Here is a 19,287-nt window from a genome sequence, read left to right on the forward strand (position 1 = left end):
CGCACGCTTGAGAGTGCGCTGTGTGCTTGCAGACATTGCAGATTTATTGGTAGAATTGAGTTGTTCGCTGCAAGTTTTCCGCCTCGCCCCAAACCTAGTCGCCCAAAACTATCATACTCTTACCCATATTGCAACTCAACTCTATTTTAATTTACAACCTTTGGCAGTGGAATAGCAAGAGGCAAGTCAAAAGAGCGCGGAGTAATCAGGATTTGCATTGCCGATCGCCTTTGAAACTTTAGATTATAAATTGCCGTTTAAAGCTTGCCTCAAGTTGAATTATTTTTGCCAAATGGTATTACTACTAATACCATTTTTTTAAAATCGTGCAACACTCTTCGATCCTCCCTAACCCCCCCAAAACATCGGGGGAAGAATACTGTTGCATTGTTTTTTAAAATTGGTATAAGCTACGATAATTACCGTTGATTTACAAGATATGCTCTGAGATTGTGTCCGGTTCATTGCCCCCCATTAGCGCCTATTTATATTGAGCAATGCAAGTCCTCTCTCGATCGAGTAACCAAGACTTGCATTCCTTGCTACAAATTTAATTACCAACTTAATTATTATTGTCTAACCCGACACAATTTCACTCATTTAAGTCGCTCCATTTTTCTGCGGTTTGGGCAGCACAACTGTAAACACGCTGCCTTGACCGACCTTGCTGCTAATAGCAATCTCACCGTTAAAAGGTTTTAAAAGTTCAATACAAGTATAAAGTCCTAGACCAGTTCCTGTCGGTTCACCTTCCGTTTTTGCCTCGCCTTTAGGCGGCTTCGATGTGTAAAAAGGATCAAAAAGTTTTGGCAAATCTTCAGATGATATGCCGCATCCCGTATCGGCAATATCCATATATATGTTCGAGTCGTCTTGCCGAGTCACGATAGTTATTTCTCTGCTTTTCTTTTCCCACATAGCATCCATTGCATTATTGATTAAATTATAAAATACTTGAGAAAGATAGGAATAAATTAATGGAATGCTGTCAATTTCTTCGTCATAAAAGTATTTTTTTCTAATTTTATTTTTAAAATATAGGTTGCCTTCCAATAGCTGAATTTCTCGCTGCACTAAATCGTTGATATTCACCGGGTGCAAATCTTGCTTTTGCTCGTTGCGGCTTTTCATCATCAGAGTATCCATGATCAGATTGATTTTTGTGACAGCTTGAAAAATATACTTAGTATAATTAAACAGAGAGTCTTCTTGAATTTGTGTGGCTTTTGTTTCAATCAAATCGACGCTAGTCTGAATCACTTGCAGTGGACTTTTGAGGTTGTGAACCATGCCCTGAGTCAAACGTCCGATGATGGCGGTTTTTTCCTGGTCGATCAATTGCTTGGTTTTTTGTTCAACAAGTCTTTCCAGGTTTTGGTTGAGGTGGGCAAGTTCGAGGTTTTTTTCTTCGAGTTTTTTTTGCAAGCTGCGAATTGTCAAGTGGGTTTTAATCCGGCTCAAAACTTCTTCGTGCTGGAAAGGCTTAGTGATGTAGTCAACTGCTCCTGTCTGAAAACCTTTTACTTTATCAGGCGTATCGGAAAGGGCGCTCATAAATATGATGGGAATATCTTGCGTTGACGCGTCTGCTTTCAAACGTCGGCAAGTTTCAAAACCGTCAATTCCTGGCATCATGATATCCAAAAGAATCAAGTCGGGATGGATGTAGTCAATTTGCTCGATCGCACTTTCGCCGTCTAGAGCCACTAATACTTTAAACCCGTAATTCCTTAACAACTCGAAAAGTACGTCAAGATTTGTTTGGTTGTCATCGACAATTTGTATGATGCTTCGTTCGGAATTCTTATCGTTCATATTCAAGGGAAATATTAAAATTTTTGATTTTTGATTGGTGGTTTTTGAGTTTAAATCGGATTTAAGTGATTTTCTGCTGCTCTAGAAATCCGGTTGCTTCATAGATGCCTTTATTTCCAATCACTCTTTTCTTTTCTGGGCGGGCTAGAAGAACCCAACCCTTACTCCCCACAATAAAATTCAACTATGAGTGGAACGGGCCGAAGAGCCCGTTAAGCGAGAATCGTGCAAGATGTGAAACTTAACTGATTATGAGTTGTCGGTTAGTTACAGTCAATTTTAGGACAAATGTTGCTTCAAAAAATCTCGAATTTGCTTGAGCTGAAATCCTTTAGCAAGTTGGCGCAGGTGATGAACGAAAGGCACTAATCTCGGATCGGAATGTTCAAGTTTAGCAGTTTCTTCCAGAATAGCTTCAATATCGCCCATTGCAGCCAATCTTAACAACGCCAAGACTGACTCTGAGGCAGGAGACACCATCGTTGAGTCAGCAGCAGCAATCTCAGAAGATGCTTTGGCAGTTCGATATGTCCGCTTTTTGGTTTGCGATCTTTCTTCGTAAACCCATTCTAGTCTCAAATGCAGGCGCAATAATTCTAAAAGCTCGTTAGTTTGAATCGGCTTCGTGAGAAAATTATCGCAACCTGCAAGTATGCTCTCTTGCTTGCTAGTCTCGTAAACGTTAGCGGACAAAGCAAGGATAACCGTATTTTTTAATTGCGGCAACTGTCGCAGTCGCCTGGTAGCTTCCCAACCGTTCATTACGGGCATCAGCAAATCCATTAAAATTATATCCGGTAGAAATTTTTGTGCTTTGTGCAAGCAGTCTTCGCCGTCTGTAGCTTCTGCAATTTCAAAGCCTAAATGAAAAAGCAGCCTGTGCAACATGGCGCGATTTACTTCGTGATCGTCCACTATTAGCACTTTCCGCTGGGTGCCGGTAAAACCTACAAGCCGCCTTTTTTCTTGTCGGGAGGGGAGTTCGGAATACTGGGCGACTGCTGGCAAGTCTAGATCCAACCAAAATATGCTGCCTTTGCCGGAGGTACTTTGGACGCGAATTTGGCTGCCCATCATTTTGACTAATTTTTGGCTGATGGAAAGTCCCAGTCCCGTACCTTCGACGAAATTGTTACGATCGCCCACTTGATGAAAAGGCAAAAATATTTCTTCTAATTTATTTTGAGAAATGCCAATGCCGGTATCTTCGATTTGAAAGCGAATTTTAGGGGTAGGGGTACGGCCAGTATTGTCTTCTGTTATCCCCTGGCGCGCTTCAGTTGTTCCTAGTCGCGGGATATACATTTGCTGCGCGTCTATATTCGCGGTCAAATCGATTGTTTGAGGGGCAATTTCCGCTGTCAAACTAGAATTCTCGCAATTGCTTTGAGGATAATTATCGGGGAAATTTTCTGCATAACCGACTTTGAATGTAACGCTGCCGCTGTTCGTAAACTTAACGGCATTGCTGAGCAAATTAATCAAAACTTGACGCAACCTTTTTTCGTCTGCCACAATTCCTTCTGGCAGCGCTGACACCTGCTCGTAATTAAAGGCAATTCCTTTTTGAGCAGAGCGCATCTGGAACAAATCAATAATACTTTTAACAAAACTGGAAAAATGCAGGTTTGTCAGAGACAGATCCATTTTACTAGCTTCGATTTTTGAGAGGTCTAAAACATCATTAATCAGCATCAGCAGGTGGTTGCCACACTGGTGAATGTTGTTAAGACTTTCCTGTTGATCGGCGGTAAAGTTTTTATCGACTTTTAGCAGTTGAATGTATCCCAAAATCCCGTTCAAAGGCGTCCGCAATTCGTGGCTCATGTTCGCGAGAAAGTCGCTTTTAGCGCGGTTGGCGGATTCGGCGGCTTCTTTAGCTAATTGCAGGGCGGCTTCTGCAAGTTTGCGATCGGCAATTTCGGTTTGTGCTTGTTCAAATAGCATCGATTGCTGAATGGCGATCGCCAACTGCACCCCCAATTGTTTTAGGCACTCTCCCTCCAATTGTTGCCAGGGACGCGGGCCCGTGCAGTGGTGGGCAATTAACAGCCCCCACAAGTTTTCGCCTTGCAAAATCGGCACTACCAGATTCGCTCTCACGTCTAGCCGAGTCAACAAACCCAAGTGGCAGTCGGCGAGGCCGGCATTGTGAACATCTTCTATGGCTCTAATTCTGCCGTCTTGGTAAAGATGAACGTAGGCTGCCCCGAAACAGGGGTCATAAATTTCCATTCCTACAATTGGTCGAACATTTTCGGCAACCGACTCAACAGCGATAAACCCGCTCCAATCAGGATTGAATTGATAAATAATAGTGCGGTCTACTTGCAAAAAATGACGCACTTCTTCGACTGTTTTGGTGAGAATTTCTTCGAGATTTAGAGAAGACCTTATGCGTTCCAGCATGGCTACTGCCAACTGTTCGCGTTTTAACTTTTGGCGCAAAATTAGTTCGGATTCTTTGCGTTTTGTAATATCAGTAATTACTGCAATTAAGCCGATAAAATTCCCATTAATATCTTGAATACTGTCGGCTCGCACCAGAGCAGTTACTGCTTCGTTGCTCTTAGTTTGCAGTGCAACTTCGCCACACCAAGAGCGACCTTGGCGAATGCTTTTATAGATTTGTTTGTAATTTTTATGCCGGACATAAAACGCAGTCATATCGCCAATATCGTTGAGTTCTTCCACCGTGTAGCCGTAGCGCTGAATAAAGGCTTGATTGTGGTAAATAGACCGCCCTTTCAAGTCGGCGATCGCGATCGCGTCGCTGGTACTTTCGACGGCTTGAGTGACCTGCCGCAAAGCTAATTCTGCTGCTTTGCGATCGCTGATATCCGTCATCGAACCCACCATCCGCAGAGGGTTTCCGGCTTCGTCCCACACTGCTTGAGCGCGGGCGAGCACCCACTTATAGCTACCGTCTTTGCACTGCAAGCGGTATTCGGCCGCGTAATGGGGGGTTTGCCGATCGAGATAAGCTTGGATCGCTGCTTGCACTCGCGAGCGATCGTCTGGATGGATGCGATCGATCGATGCGCTGTTGGTGCTGTCGATTTCGCCGTCTGTGTAACCGATAATTTCTTGCCAGCGCGCCGAGCGAAAAGCTTCATTTGTTTGAAGATTCAGATCCCAAATTCCGTCTTGATTGCCTTTAAGAACTAACTGCCAGCGTTCTTCACTTTTACGCAATTCTTCTTCGGCTTGTTTGCGCTGAATATGATCGCCCAACTGAGTCGCTACAGCCTTGACCAACTCTACTATACGCGGTTCCATAATCGAGCGGTCGCGCTTGCAGAATACTAAAACTGCCAGCACCTTTGAACTAGCGTGAATTGGCACTCCGAAACAAGCTTTCAATCCGACTGATTTCGCCATTTGCGATCGGGCAAAAAGATGATTTTTGGCTAAAGAAATATCTTCAATCCATTCTACATTTCTGGTTGACCAAATCCGTCCAGGTACTGCCACTCCGGCGGCGAATCTAATTTTTTTACTTTCGCGGCCGAACGTATCTAAATCGCGATCGCTAGCGTACCAAGTTTCGCTGTGTTCCAAACAAGTACCGTTAGCACTCGGTATCCAAGCTTCCGCAAAATTCCAGCCGATCGCATTACACAGCAACCGCAGGATATGTGGGAGGGCGCTGTGAAAATCAGCAGACTGACTAATGGCTTGAGTTGCTGCCAGCAACAGCTTTATTTCATCTTCTGCTTGCTTGCTTTCTGTAATATCAGTTGCCGTGCCGAGAATTTGTTTTAACTTACCGTCTGCTGTTTTTGCAAATACAGTATCTCGGCTGACCATCCAGCGCCAAGAACCATCCTTGTGCCTAATTCTGTATTCAATTTCAAAGATATCCCCTTCGCTGCCTGTTTCGACTTGCTGTAAATAATCAGGCATTTTGATGGAATTTTCGGGGTGGATTAAAGTTGACATCATCCACGGCCCCATTGCCTGAATCTCCTCTACTGTATAACCAAGAATGTGGTATATAGAAGCGTTACCATAGATATTTTTTTTTTCAATTAAGTCACAAACATACAAAATATTAGGACTTGCCCCAGCAATTTGTTGAATGAATCGCTGGCTTTCTCGCAGTGCTGCTTCTGCTTGTTTTCTTTGGGAAATATCGCGAGCAACGCAAATAATTTCTCCGCCCGCTAGCATTGTCAGCGAGATATCTAGAGGAACTTTCGAGCCGTCGCGGCGGCATCCTACTGCTTCGGTCATGTACCAACCTTTCTGCAATAAACTAGGCACAATTTCTTGCTCAAACCTTTGCAGTTCTGCACCGTCGTAGAATACTTTCCAACTTTTGCCTAACAGTTCTTCAAAAGAGTCGTAACCGTAGATTTTTAGTCGGGCTGCGTTGCAATAAATCAAAAGTCCGTCGGTATCGACTATGGCGATACCTTCAGAAGCAGCAGCCATTGCTGCTGCTTGCCTGTGGAGTTTTGACTCAAAACGTTTGCGATTGGTGATGTCGCGGACGATCGCGATAATTTCGTCATCGGTGCAGAAAACAATTCTCGCTTCAAAATCGTACAGTTCATCATTAACGGGCATTTGATATTCTACAACTTGAATATCGTCGGTGGCGATCGCTTGTTGATGACCAGACAATATTTTGTTAGCAAAAGCAGCCGGCAATATGTCTTGTGCTTTTTTGCCGATTAGTGCTGTTTGTGGTAGGATATTATCAAAATCTTTAGCAGGTTTGAAGTCTACAAAAGTGCCGTCTGCCCGACAGCGAAATATCATGTCTGGTATCGCATTTAAAAGAGCGCGGTTGGTGGCTTCGCTCTTACGCAATTCAGCTTCAGCTTGCTTGCTAAATGTAACGTCGCGAGCCACCGCATAAATCAAACCTTCTTCTGCAAACGGCGATGCTGTCCACGACAGCCATTTATAAGTACCATCACGGCAAAGATAGCGGTTTTCTAAGCTAATAACCGGGTGGCTTTTTTTAAGTTTTTCTAATTCCGCTACAGTAATTTCTAGGTCTTCTGGATGGACTAATTCTATCAAAGGTTTGGCTGAGATTTCATCGCTGCTATAACCCAATACATTTGACCAAGCGGGGTTTAAGCGTTTGAAATAGCCGTCAAAACCTGCAATGCAAAGTAAATCCAGCGAGAGATTAAAAAATCGATCCCGGTCTTGCTGGGTTTGTTTCAATTCCGTAACATCCATCACTAAACCGTCCCAAACTATATCGCCGTTTGCTTGCTTTTCTGGCTTCGACGCGCCTTGAAGCCATTTCACTCGATCTCCCATAACTTGCCGCCACTGGTGTTGCCAAGGTTGCTGAGTCGCCGCTGAAGTTGCGATAGATCGCTGCAAGTCTGAGATGTCGTCTGGGTGAACTGTTGCAAAAGCCAAACTGGCATTTTCTTCTATTTCTTCTGGCTTTAAATTGTATATCTGCCAACTGCCAGAAGAAACGTAAGTAAAAGATGTTTTACCATCTACATAAAGCCGATATTGATAAATCATTCCCGGCACGTTGTCCGTCATTATTTGAAATCGAGCTTCGCTTTCCTGCAACGCAATTTGCTGGCGTTTGTATTCGGTCACATCTCGCATTGTTCCGACCAACATTTTAGTTCCATCGGCTTTTTTAAATACTGTTTTTTTAGTAGATATAATGCGTTCTTGACCACCGCTATCTGTAAAAATTTCTTCTGTTTCCTGAGCAAGACTTCTTTGCAATACTTGCTCGTCTTGTTGCCCAAAAAAAGCCGCTTGTGCTGAGGGCAAATAATCGTATCCTGACTGGCCAATCAGTTCCGATCGCCTTTTTCCTATCAAATTGCAAAAAGCATCGTTTACAACGATCCATTTGTGCTGCTCATCTTTGACAAAAATTGGATCGGGAGTAGAATTTATCGTGTGATTTAAAAACTCTTCTGATGCTTTTAATTGAGCTTCGTAACGGTAGCGATCGCTCACGTCCAAGACTACTTTAATCAGGCGGTCTATCGAGCCGTCTAGGGCGCGGATACAGCGAAGGTAAACTCTAGTATAAACGGTTATTCCATCTTTTCTGCGCCACCTTTGGTCTAAAACATAGCCTTCACTCTGCCCTGCCAAAATTTTATTTAACTGCTCTAAACTCGACTGCAAGTCTTCAGGAAAAACCCACATTTCCCAATTCTCATGCCAAAAATCCTCGCGATCGTATCCCAGCAAATCGCACAAAGCATCGTTCACTTCCAACCACTCGCATTTTTCTGGTGCTGAGGGAGAACTCGGAGGAGCAAGAATGGCAATTCCGACGAGAGAATTCTCGACTACCGAGCGATATTTTTCTTCGCTTTTTCGTAAAGCTTCTTGGTTGTGCTGTCGCTCGACTGCGTAGCGAAGCGATCTAATTAACACTTCGCTGTCAATTTTTCGCTTGACTAGATAATCTTGAGCTCCGGCTTGGATTGACTGCACGGCAAGCTCTTCATCATTGCGGGCTGTCAGTACCACAATCGGAGTATTTAGGCTATATTCTTGTATTTTGACAATTGTATTTAAGTCTTGGCTGTCTGGCAGCGAAAGGTCGAGTAAAATCACATCAAAATGTTCGCTGACCAAAAGTTCCTGCGCTTTGCTGAGACGATCCGTACAACTTACTGATAGCCTTTGGGGTTCGGCTCTGCTGACATTTGTTTCTAATAATAATTCTTCAATCAGATCGGCTTCTGCTTGATTGTCTTCGATCAGAAGAACTTTAAAGCCGTTTCGCTTTGCGGGTGGGCTCAAAACTGATATCATATACCTTTTTTTTGTCGTAAGGCAGTTTAGCCAACTATTATAGCATATAAAGAATTGTCAACCACAAATCCCACCACTCCAAGTTAAAAACTCTGTGGTTCAACAATTACAATCCACTCTATGCGACTGTGTTTTTGCTCTAAGTAGATCCACGCAATCAGAGGCAAAAATTTTATGGTTTTTAGAAGCTAGGTTTCAGGAGGAAATTGAGCTGCTGGGTGTTTTTTTTTTTTGGCGATCGCCCCTGTCACCCGATTTTAGATTTTAGATTTTAGATTTTAGATTTACTCCACAGATGAACCGGGGAGGTTGAACTAGAATCTCCTATTTTGGGTGACTCACGACTCCTGTCGGAAAGTAAGTATCGGTTTTTGGGCCGGGTCAGCCGATCGCGCGATCGAACCCCACCGTCTCTTGCCCTTGGATTCCGCTACCAACACAATCCCAGCGATATCCCCGCACCAATGAGCGCTCCACGCCAAAAAAGCGGTGGGAACTATCTTCGCTATTCATATTTTTACTACTTCTTTTATCATACCTTACATAAACTAATTACTAAAATTTCTTTACTTTTTGCAATCAAATAAAAAATCTCCACAGGCCTTGCTATTTAGCCAAAAAGTGATAATCTTGAAATAGAGGCAATCGAAAACTCGGTTGATACAGCCTAGGAAAAATCTGATAATTTTGGTAAAAATTGAAATTCCCAATAAACAGTCTGGTATTTCCTGTCCTTGGACAGAACTGAGATGAAGTTGAGAGGAAAAAAGTAATGCTGGAAAACTTAGCAAGTGAACAAAAACCTAGTTTAATTCCCAAAGAAAAAGCTTTAGTATTGTTGTTTGATGAAGTCGGCATCGCCGACATCCCATTAGTAGGCGGTAAAAATGCTTCTTTGGGCGAAATGATTCAACAGTTAACCAGCCAAGGAGTCAGAGTTCCCAACGGATTTGCAACTACAGCCCACGCCTACCGGTACTTCATCCAGTCAGCGGGTTTAGAAGCTAAATTGCGCGAAATTTTTGCCGATTTAGACGTAGAAGATCTGCAGAACCTGCGACAAAAAGGCAAGCAAGCGCGGGCACTGATTCTCGACACACCATTTCCGCGAGAACTCCAAGCGGCGATCGCCGATGCTTACGAAAAATTGTGCGATCGCTACGGCGACAGTACAGACGTAGCAGTGCGTTCCTCCGCCACCGCCGAAGACTTACCAGACGCCAGTTTCGCGGGACAGCAAGAAACCTACCTCAACGTCCAAGCTTGCGCTGGCGTCCTCGAATGCTGTCACAAATGCTTTGCTTCCACATTCACCGATCGCGCGATTTCCTACCGCCAACAGCGCGGTTTCGACCACTTTGAAGTCGCCCTATCAGTCGGCGTCCAAAAAATGGTGCGATCGGACTTAGCATCCTCCGGCGTCATGTTCAGCATCGACACCGAAACCGGATTCAAAAACGCCGTATTAGTCACCGCCGCCTACGGATTAGGCGAAAACGTCGTCCAAGGAACCGTCAACCCCGACGAATACTTCGTCTTTAAACCAACCTTAAAACAAGGTTTTCGTCCGATTTTAGACAAACGCCTCGGCAGCAAAACACTCAAAATGGTGTACGATATCGGCGGTTCTAAATACACCAAAAACGTCTCCGTCATCGCAGCAGAAAAAAATAAATTTGCCATCCAAGATGATGAAATCCTGCAACTAGCCAAATGGGCCGCAGTCATCGAAGAACACTACTCCAAAGTGCGCGGGACTTATACCCCGATGGACATTGAGTGGGCAAAAGACGGAAATACCGGCGAATTGTTTATTGTCCAAGCGCGACCCGAAACAGTACAATCTCAAAAGTCTGCTAAAGTTTTGCGAAACTACAAATTGCAAGGCAGCAGTGCAGTTTTAGCAAAAGGACGCGCCGTTGGCGAATCAATCGGACAAGGAAAAGCCCGCGTGATTTTAGATGTGCACAGAATCGCTGAATTTCAATCAGGAGAAGTTTTAGTTACCAACAAAACAGACCCGGATTGGGAACCGATTATGAAAAAAGCAAGTGCGATCGTCACCAATTCCGGCGGCCGTACTTGTCACGCCGCCATCATCGCCAGAGAAATGGGAATTCCCGCCATTGTCGGCACCGGCGAGGCAACCCAAATCTTGAAAAACGGGCAAGAAATCACTGTTTCTTGTTCCGAAGGAGATGAAGGCAAAGTTTATGCCGGTTTGCTTCCTTTTGAAATTCAAGAAACTGCGATCGAGAATTTACCCCGCACCCGCACTCAAATTTTAATGAATGTCGGGAACCCAGAAGAAGCCTTTGGTTTATCAGCAATTCCTTGCGACGGCGTAGGCTTAGCGCGGTTGGAATTCATCATTGCCAATCACATTAAAGCACACCCGCTGGCCCTAATTCACTTTGACGAATTGGTAGATGAATCAGTCAAAGAAGAAATTGCCGAACTGACAGCACTTTACCAACACAAACCCGATTTCTTCACCGACAAACTAGCCCACGGAATTGCCACAATTGCCGCCGCCTTTTATCCAAATCCAGTTATCGTGCGGATGAGCGATTTCAAGAGCAATGAATATGCTAATCTTTTGGGAGGGCGACAGTTTGAACCCAAGGAAGAAAACCCGATGATCGGGTGGCGCGGCGCCTCTCGCTATTACGACCCCAATTACCGCGAAGCTTACGCTTTGGAATGCAAAGCATTAAAGCGAGTTCGCGACGAAATGGGCTTGACAAATGTGATTCCGATGATTCCGTTTTGTCGCACCCCAGAGGAAGGGCGAAAAGTGTTGGCCGAGATGGCAAAACACGGTTTAGTCAAGGGCGAGAACGGCTTGCAAGTGTATGTGATGTGCGAATTGCCGAGCAATGTCATATTTGCTGACGAATTTGCCCAAGTTTTTGACGGATTCTCGATCGGCTCTAACGATTTAACTCAGCTAACATTAGGATTAGACCGGGATTCTGCTTTAGTCGCGCACATCTTTGACGAACGCAATGAAGCTGTCAAGCGCATGGTAGCAATTGCCATTAAAGCCGCCAAGAAGTACGATCGCAAGATTGGGATTTGCGGTCAAGCGCCCAGCGATTATCCTGAGTTTGCTCGTTTCTTGGTTGAGTTGGGAATTGATTCAATTAGTTTGAATCCCGATTCAGTTTTGAAGACTTTGTTAGATGTTGCTAAGGTGGAAGGTGCGGGTTCGCTGATGGATTTAGCGGGGGATATTGCTAAGGTTTAACCGTTTTTCTTTTTGAGAGCAACCGGGTTTCTCAAAAAGTTTGTGGGATGGGCGGGACGCCCGTCTTTTTTGGACGGGCGTCCCGCCCATCCCACAATAACAGTTAAAATTGGGCGTTGCTTAATACAGGGATGAATTGAATAGTTCGGAATTGCCATCAGCCAAGTATGGTGAGTTTTGTAACTTCCGACAAAATTTGGTTCATACCGTTAAGGAATGAGAATTAAATAACTTCCACAAGTTTGTGGGATGGGCGTCCCGCCCGTCCAAAAAAGACGGGCGTCCCGCCCATCCCACAATAACAGTTAAAATTGTAAGTTATTTAATTCGCGATCCTAATCAGCAACGCCTGAAATTGTAAGTTATTTAATTCGCCCTCCTCAGCAGCCAGCTAACGGTTAACACACGGGCGGCATAGTTTGAGAATTTATCGGGAACTTTTTTTATTTAAAACCGTCTTTTCGGGATAATTTTCTGTTGCCATCGCCTAAATTAAAACAAAAATTCTCCACATAAGCTCTGAAAATGTGCTAACTGCTCTCCTGATTATTTTCATAGGTTTAGCTCCGTCGCTGCTGTCTTTGTGGGTGATGCGCTCGCAATCGATCCAAGCCCGCGACAGAATTGCAGCGGCCAGACTTGCGGTAGCGAATAGACCCATGCGAACTCAACTACCAACTGCCGATCGCACTTACATACAAAGCCTCGGTTATTCGATCGGCGATATCACTTGTGAGTATAACGCCCGCTCTCATTACATTCGCTGCGCGGTCAATCCTTCCGGGCCCTGTCAAGATTGTCGGTACTATCAAGCCAAAACTCTTGACGTTCGAGATCAAAAGATATAGCTTATATTGGTGCTTGTATCTACGCCTATTTGCGGATCTAATAATCCATGAGTTAAGATATACTTAGGTATAAGCATTATTGTTGAAGCTTGTTTTGGACGACCCACGCCCAAACTCAGCAGTTAAAACCTAATCGAGCATTATCGCTTGGTTGCAGTTGCCATAACTGGCAGATTGCGTTCCGTGTTTTTCTAGTTGAGGATTTACGATCGGAAACGAAGTTTAGATGATAAATTTTGGTGAGGCGGCGAGAAATCTAGGCATAAATTGCGTTTCTAATCTCTTGGGCGTAACTCTTGCAGTTAAGAAACTTAGCCAACAAAAAGCGTAAATAGCGCGGGCGCAAATCTCCAAATCAGTTTCTCCAAAACATCATGAAAAGTTCTGCACGACAGATTGTCCCGATCGTCGATCTTAAACAGAAACCAGCTCGAAGACTCGCTTGTTGACAGTTTGAGAAGCTGCTTGCGGGCAGCACTAATCTGTTGAGTGCGATCGTAGCTTTCTCAGTCTCAAACCTAGATTGCTATCTCCAGACTCCAAGTCATGAATTTTTAAGACGCTTCGTCAAAACAGGGTATGCCGATTTCAATTGAATCTCATATGTTGCACCATTTTCAAGAATAGGCTTTCTGGCCTGTTCCACAACAAGTGAATTTTCTTGTGGGCTGGGCAGGAGAACCCACCCCTAGAATGGTTATTGAAAATGGTACAAGATTTCAGTTGAATGACACTTCGGGCACGGTCGGCATAATTATGTGACGGCTATCACTCCCTAGTTAATGTCTAGTTGCTATTGCGAACGGGGTTTGCGCGTCAAAACAAAAGAAATCGAGTTTTTTACCGGGAGCGAAGGCTGCTACCTGTGTCTTTTCGTCAATCAAACCTGTTTATTAGTCCAGAAATAGTGAAAATTCTTGACCAATTAAAGTGCATTAGACGAGAAGAGAGAAAACCTCATCAAGTAAATTTTTGAGAAATCCTGTTATTATCTACTGCGCCATGTAAGAGACAGGCGTGTAACAGATACACTCGCTAACAGAAAAGAAAAAGGCAGAAAGCAAAATATCACCCGACAGAGAAGTTATTGCGATTTAAACCCCAAATCCTCAGCGCTTCTGCAGGCGATACTTGCAATAGTATCAAATATCAATATAGCACTGCTTTGTGCTGAGTAAAATTTGCTTTTTGCTCTCGCTCGAAGTCAAGCTGCAGAGCTTATTGCTCTGCAATTAAACCTTGTCCACAGGTGATAATTATCATCTGGAAATGGGTACATTATCTACAATTCGCAAACAAATTTGACCATGCCAAGCATCTGCAACAAACCAATTTTTATGAGGCCAATAATATGTGACCCCACCGCAATGATTGCGGGCGGAAACTCCCGAACCACAGCAACTTATCATCAGAAAAAACCAATAAAACAAATAAAAATAGAGGAGTGTTTTTTGTCCCAGAAACTCCGTGGCGGCAGGGAAATTGGGCATCCCCACAGAGAATTTTTGCGATCGACTGTAGGGGCAAACCCCCCGTGGTTGCCCCCTCGGACTGTAAAAAATGTACTGTTCCTCGATGCTGGGGTAGAGAAGTTCGACAGCTTGGCAAGAGGAGCAACAGCCAATACAGAGGTATTTGTATTGGACTCGACACGGGATGGAGTCGAGCAAATTACTAGAATTTTGGCTAATTGCAGCGATTTAGACAGTCTTCAGATAGTTTCTCACGGTCGAGAAGCTGCTTTGCAGCTAGGGTCGATCGAACTCTGCAACGACAACCTACAAACCTACAGCCATTCGTTACACCAGTGGAGAAAAGCCCTCAGCGAGAGAGGAGATATCTTGTTATTCGGGTGCAGCGTCGCAGCGGGGGAAAGCGGCGAGGCCTTCGTGCGGCAGCTAAGCTGGATGGTCGGTGCAGATATTGCAGCTTCCGACAACTTGACGGGGAGTGCGGCCCTCGGCGGCGACTGGGAATTAAAATTTGCGATCGGGGAAATAAAGGCGAGAATCGCCATTGAAAAAAAAGTCCTCGAAGCCTACCCTTACGCCCTCGGCACATTAGTTAACGAAACTTTCAAAAACTCCACAGTTAGAGGGCCTTGGATTTACGGGGGAAATGACGGGGCACTGTTCGATCCCAGCAGCAACGATCCAGCAGCCGATCAACTTATCCCCGGTATTACCGGAGGCACAGTATCCGGCGTACTTCCGGCTTTGGGCGGTTCGAGTCCCGGCGATGGCGCTCTGCGATTAACTCCAGCAGTAAACCTTCGGGAAGCCTTCGTCATCTACAACAACCCCATTCCTTCAACCGACGGTATCAGAGTCCAGTTTGATTTTTATTCTTACGGTTCAAGGGAGCAAGCTAATGCTCCGCAATCATTTATTAGCCCTCAGCCAGGGGACGGGCTGGGTTTCTTCTTGATTGACGGCACTGTTAGCCCAACAAGGACTGGGGGTTATGGCGGTTCTGTCGCTTACGCTCCACGAACGGGTATACCCGGTATTGAGGGAGGTTATTTAGGCATTGGGCTTGACGAGTTTGGCAATTTTTCAACATCCACAGAAGGGCGGTCGGGTCCTGAGCCACCTCCGATTCCGGGTTCTTCTATTGGTTCTTTCAGACCAGATTCGGTGACTGTTAGAGGAAATCAAGCCAACGGTTATCGGTTTTTAACAAATGCGATCGTTCCTTTCGGCATCGATAACATTCCTACGAGCATTGACTTTAGTGGCCCTCAACCAGGCGCCAGTTTTAACTTCAGCAATACGTTCACGAGCGATCGCAATTTAGCGAAAAGATCCGTTCAAATTACACTGAATCCATCTAACGATCCGGTCAATCCCTCTCGCCTCACCGTGGCCTTCGATGAAAATTTCGACGACATCTACGAAACTACATTGATCGACATCCCCAACTTAGCAACCGCAAACGGCCCGGTACCGCCAATTTTCAAATTTGGTTTTGGCAGTTCCACAGGAAGCGCCAACAACATTCACGAACTTCAAAACCTGGTAGTTGAAACTATCAATCCTCCCAGTATCGCCGCAGAGGTTGCCACGATTAAGACCGGCCCGCAGTTCGTCAAGCCCGGAAGCAGCATTACCTACACGATTACCACTGTAAACAGGGGGCCAGCGCCCGCTACAAATGTCCTGATTCAAGACGAAATACCTTTTGAAATGCTTCGTCCGGGGGGATTGCCGCCAATTCTCACTGCCTCCAACAATGGCACTTATGTGAACGAAACGAAAGCTGTCACCTGGCCGTTAATTCCGGTTCTCAATGCGGGTGAGACTCTGACTTACACCCTGACTATTGATTTGCCGCCCGGTTTAACCAGCGGTAGCAGTTTTGCCAACGTTGCATTCAGCACTAGCTCGACTTTCGACCCCGATCTGGGCAACAACAGCGGTATACTCGCGCCAGGGCAAATCGAGGGGCCGGGTGTAGTCTTTACCACAGTTGTCGATACAGTCGCAGATTTAGTGACTACCAAAAGTGGCCCTGTGACTACTTCGGCCGGGTCAAGCGTCGCCTACACATTGACTACGACTAACATGGGGCCAGACCCCGCTGCCAATGTGACCGTCACGGACAGCATTATTCCGGGTTTAACAGGAGTCAGCGTATCGGATGGGGGGAGTTACGACCCAGTTTCCGGCATTGTCACCTTCCCAGCACTGACAACCCTGGCAAATGCGGCTACTGCGACCCGCACCGTCAGTTTCGTTGCCCCTGCCACCCTTACCGCCATCAGCAACACGGCCCGGAGTAGCGCAGCGACTTTCGATCCGATCGCCACTAACAACAACGGGTCGGCGACCAACAAAGACGGCACTCCCACTAACTCTACGGTTACGACAAGTATTGCGCCCAACGCGGATCTTGTTACCACGAAAACCGGATCTACGAGTGCCCAGGCCGGTAGTTCGGTCAGCTATACGATCGCCACAGTCAACTTAGGGCCGAGTCCTGCAGAAGCTGTAACCATCACTGACAGCATAGTTCCCGGCTTAACCGGAGTCACGGCATCTAACGGCGGCGTGTACGACCCAGTGACAGGCATTGTCACTTTCGATCCCGTGGCAATAGCCCATAAGGAGACGGTGACGCGGACGGTCGAATTCACAGTACCGCCCACCCTAACTTCCATCAGCAACACGGCAAGAAGTACCTCCATCACTCCCGACTCCACTCCGGCCAACAACAACGGTACAAACCCCAACGCCACCGTCATTACCTCGATCGATGCTGTGGCCGATATTGTCACCCAAAAAACGGCTCCGGCCAGCATCGAGGTGGGCGACACGCTACTTTATACAATTACTACTACCAACAACGGGCCTAGTCCCGCGACCAACGTAGTCATCACCGACAGCCTAATTCCCGGCTTAACTAATGTCAGAGTGTCCGATGGCGGAACCTACAATGCTGCCACAGGGGCGATCGATTTCCCAGCGATCGCGACTTTAGCCAGCGGCAGCAGCGTCACCCGATCCCTGCTTTTTGTACCGCCGCCTACCCTGACGAGCATCACCAATATTGTATTGAGTCGAGCGGACACTTTTGACCCGGACTTAAGCAACAACGACGGCTCGACAGTCGCATTGCCCGGTCAGGCGGGGGGGCGAGTCGTTACTGCGATCGAGGCAGCCCGCGCCGACCTGGTTACGTCCAAGAGCGGTCTCACATCTGCTCCTGCTGGTAGTTCCGTGACTTATACTATAACTACCGCCAACAATGGGCCGAATGCTGCTGAAAACGTAGTGATTACAGACAGCATCATTCCCGGTTTAACGGGAGTCAGCGCATCCGATAACGGCACTTACGACCCAGTGACAGGGGTTGTCACCTTCCCAACAATTCGCAGTTTGACTAGCGGCAGCAACATCAACCGCGAGGTAACAGTAGTCATTCCAGCGATCGGCACCATTAGCAATACTTCCCAGAGTCGATCGACCACTTTCGATCCAGACCCCAGCAATAACAACGGTTCCGAGTCCAGAGCCACTGTCACCACCGCCATTTTACTCGCTCCGCCTTCACCCAACAAGCTTCCCTCAGCCGACAGCAGCAATGTGGCGATCGGGCCCAACAGCGTTGTCCAAATTAGCGGGCTCGGAGGCAGAGACTCAGACGGCACAGTGGTTGCATTCACCATCAGCACCCTGCCGCCGGCAAATCAAGGCATCCTGTTCTTGGGCGACCCCGCAACCGGGGGAGTCGCCGTCACGGCAGGTCAAACCCTGACAGCCGAGCAAATGACGCAGTTATTCTTCGAGTCGGCCGGCAATTTCACAGGGGCTAACTTTACCTACAGCAGCAGGGACAATCTCGGTGGCATCAGTCCTGCAGCCACCGTTTCTCTGGTCTCACTAGCGTTCAACTACCCGCCGGTACCGACAAACTTCAGCAAGACACTGGCGCCAAACAGCACAGTCAACCTCACCGGGCTCACGGCAAAAGACCTCGACGACTCGATCGAATTCTTCACTATCAACACCCTGCCGACAGCAAATCAAGGCGTCCTGTTCTTGGGCGACCCCAGCCAGGGAATCCGGGTCACGGCAGGCCAAAGACTTAGCGCCACTCAAATCAGCCAGTTATTCTTCCAAACAACCAGCGAATTCACAGCCGCCAACTTTACCTACAGCGCCACAGACAGCCGTGGCGCCATTAGTCGGGCCCCCGCTACAGCCTCCCTGCTAGCACTATTACCTCCCACCGACGAGCCACCCGTCGCCAACAACTCCAGCGTCGCTTTGTTGGTGGAAACAACCGCGAACATCCCCGGACTCGGAGGAACCGACCCAGACGGGACGGTGGTTTCCTTTACGGTAAACACCTTGCCACCAGCCAATGAAGGCACGCTGTTCTTGGGCGACCCCAGCCAAGGAGTGCGGGTCACGGCAGGTCAAACCCTTACAGCCGAGCAAATTACCCAGTTGTTCTTCCAAGCGTCCGGCAATTTCACAGGGGCAAACTTCACCTACAGCGCTACAGATAACCTCGGCGCTACCAGTGCCGCAGTCGCCACTGTCTCTCTCATTCCCCTTAAGGAACCGATACCCGTGCCGACACCCGCGCCGATACCCGTGCCGACACCACCAACACCGACACCCGCGCCGGAACCGACACCACCAACACCGACACCCACACCACCAACACCCACACCCGCGCCGATACCGGTGCCGATACCACCAACACCGACACCCGCGCCGATACCGGTGCCGATACCGGTGCCGACACCACCAACACCGACACCCGCGCCGGAACCAACACCAACACCCGCGCCGGAACCGACACCAACACCCGCGCCGGAACCAACACCAACACCCGCGCCGGAACGAACACCAACACCCGCGCCGGAACCAACACCAACACCACCAACACCTGCAGCGGAACCAACACCGGCAGCGGAACCAACACCCGCGCCCGTCCCCGCGCCAGAATCAACACCCGCGCCCGTCCCCGCGCCAGAACCAACACCACCAACACCACCCACACCCACACCCACACCACCCACACCCACACCACCCGTCCCAACACCAACACCAGCCCCAGAACCAACCCCCATATTCAACCCAGTACCCGAAC

General features: G+C 47.1%; 7 protein-coding genes. 4 read left to right on the plus strand and 3 right to left on the minus strand.

The window, feature by feature from the left end; all coding sequences use genetic code 11:
• Window positions 1-22 precede the first annotated feature (22 nt).
• Window positions 23-175, plus strand: coding sequence for a hypothetical protein (locus QUA50_RS08145; RefSeq protein WP_333261167.1), 153 nt, complete (start codon window positions 23-25; stop codon window positions 173-175).
• A gap of 425 nt (window positions 176-600) precedes the next feature.
• On the opposite strand, the gene QUA50_RS08150 is transcribed toward QUA50_RS08145, so the two are convergent.
• The 3 genes from QUA50_RS08150 to QUA50_RS08160 all read right to left on the minus strand — a co-directional run bounded on the left by QUA50_RS08150 (window position 601) and on the right by QUA50_RS08160 (window position 9,099).
• Entirely contained in the window at window positions 601-1,815 is a 1,215-nt protein-coding gene (locus QUA50_RS08150; protein WP_333261164.1) for a hybrid sensor histidine kinase/response regulator, read from the minus strand.
• A gap of 279 nt (window positions 1,816-2,094) precedes the next feature.
• Window positions 2,095-8,586: a PAS domain S-box protein gene (locus QUA50_RS08155; protein ID WP_333261161.1), complete on the minus strand. Its 6,492-nt coding sequence runs from the start codon at window positions 8,584-8,586 to the stop codon at window positions 2,095-2,097.
• A 381-nt stretch (window positions 8,587-8,967) separates the two neighbouring features.
• Window positions 8,968-9,099: a hypothetical protein gene (locus QUA50_RS08160; protein WP_333261159.1), complete on the minus strand. Its 132-nt coding sequence runs from the start codon at window positions 9,097-9,099 to the stop codon at window positions 8,968-8,970.
• Window positions 9,100-9,358: 259 nt separating this feature from the next.
• Here QUA50_RS08160 and ppsA point away from each other — a divergent pair, with 259 nt between their 5' ends.
• From ppsA to QUA50_RS08175, 3 genes are all read left to right on the plus strand, one after another.
• The gene (gene ppsA / locus QUA50_RS08165) at window positions 9,359-11,836 is read left to right on the plus strand and encodes a phosphoenolpyruvate synthase (RefSeq protein ID WP_333261156.1); all 2,478 of its coding nucleotides are present in this window, start codon (window positions 9,359-9,361) and stop codon (window positions 11,834-11,836) included.
• 527 nt (window positions 11,837-12,363) lie between these two features.
• Window positions 12,364-12,684: a DUF6464 family protein gene (locus QUA50_RS08170; protein WP_333261154.1), complete on the plus strand. Its 321-nt coding sequence runs from the start codon at window positions 12,364-12,366 to the stop codon at window positions 12,682-12,684.
• Window positions 12,685-14,135: 1,451 nt separating this feature from the next.
• The coding region (locus QUA50_RS08175; RefSeq protein WP_333261152.1) for a DUF4347 domain-containing protein at window positions 14,136-19,287 on the plus strand (5,152 nt) is incomplete at its 3' end.

Origin of the sequence: Microcoleus sp. M2_D5 (assembly GCF_036701935.1) — a bacterium.
Lineage (GTDB): Bacteria > Cyanobacteriota > Cyanobacteriia > Cyanobacteriales > Microcoleaceae > Microcoleus.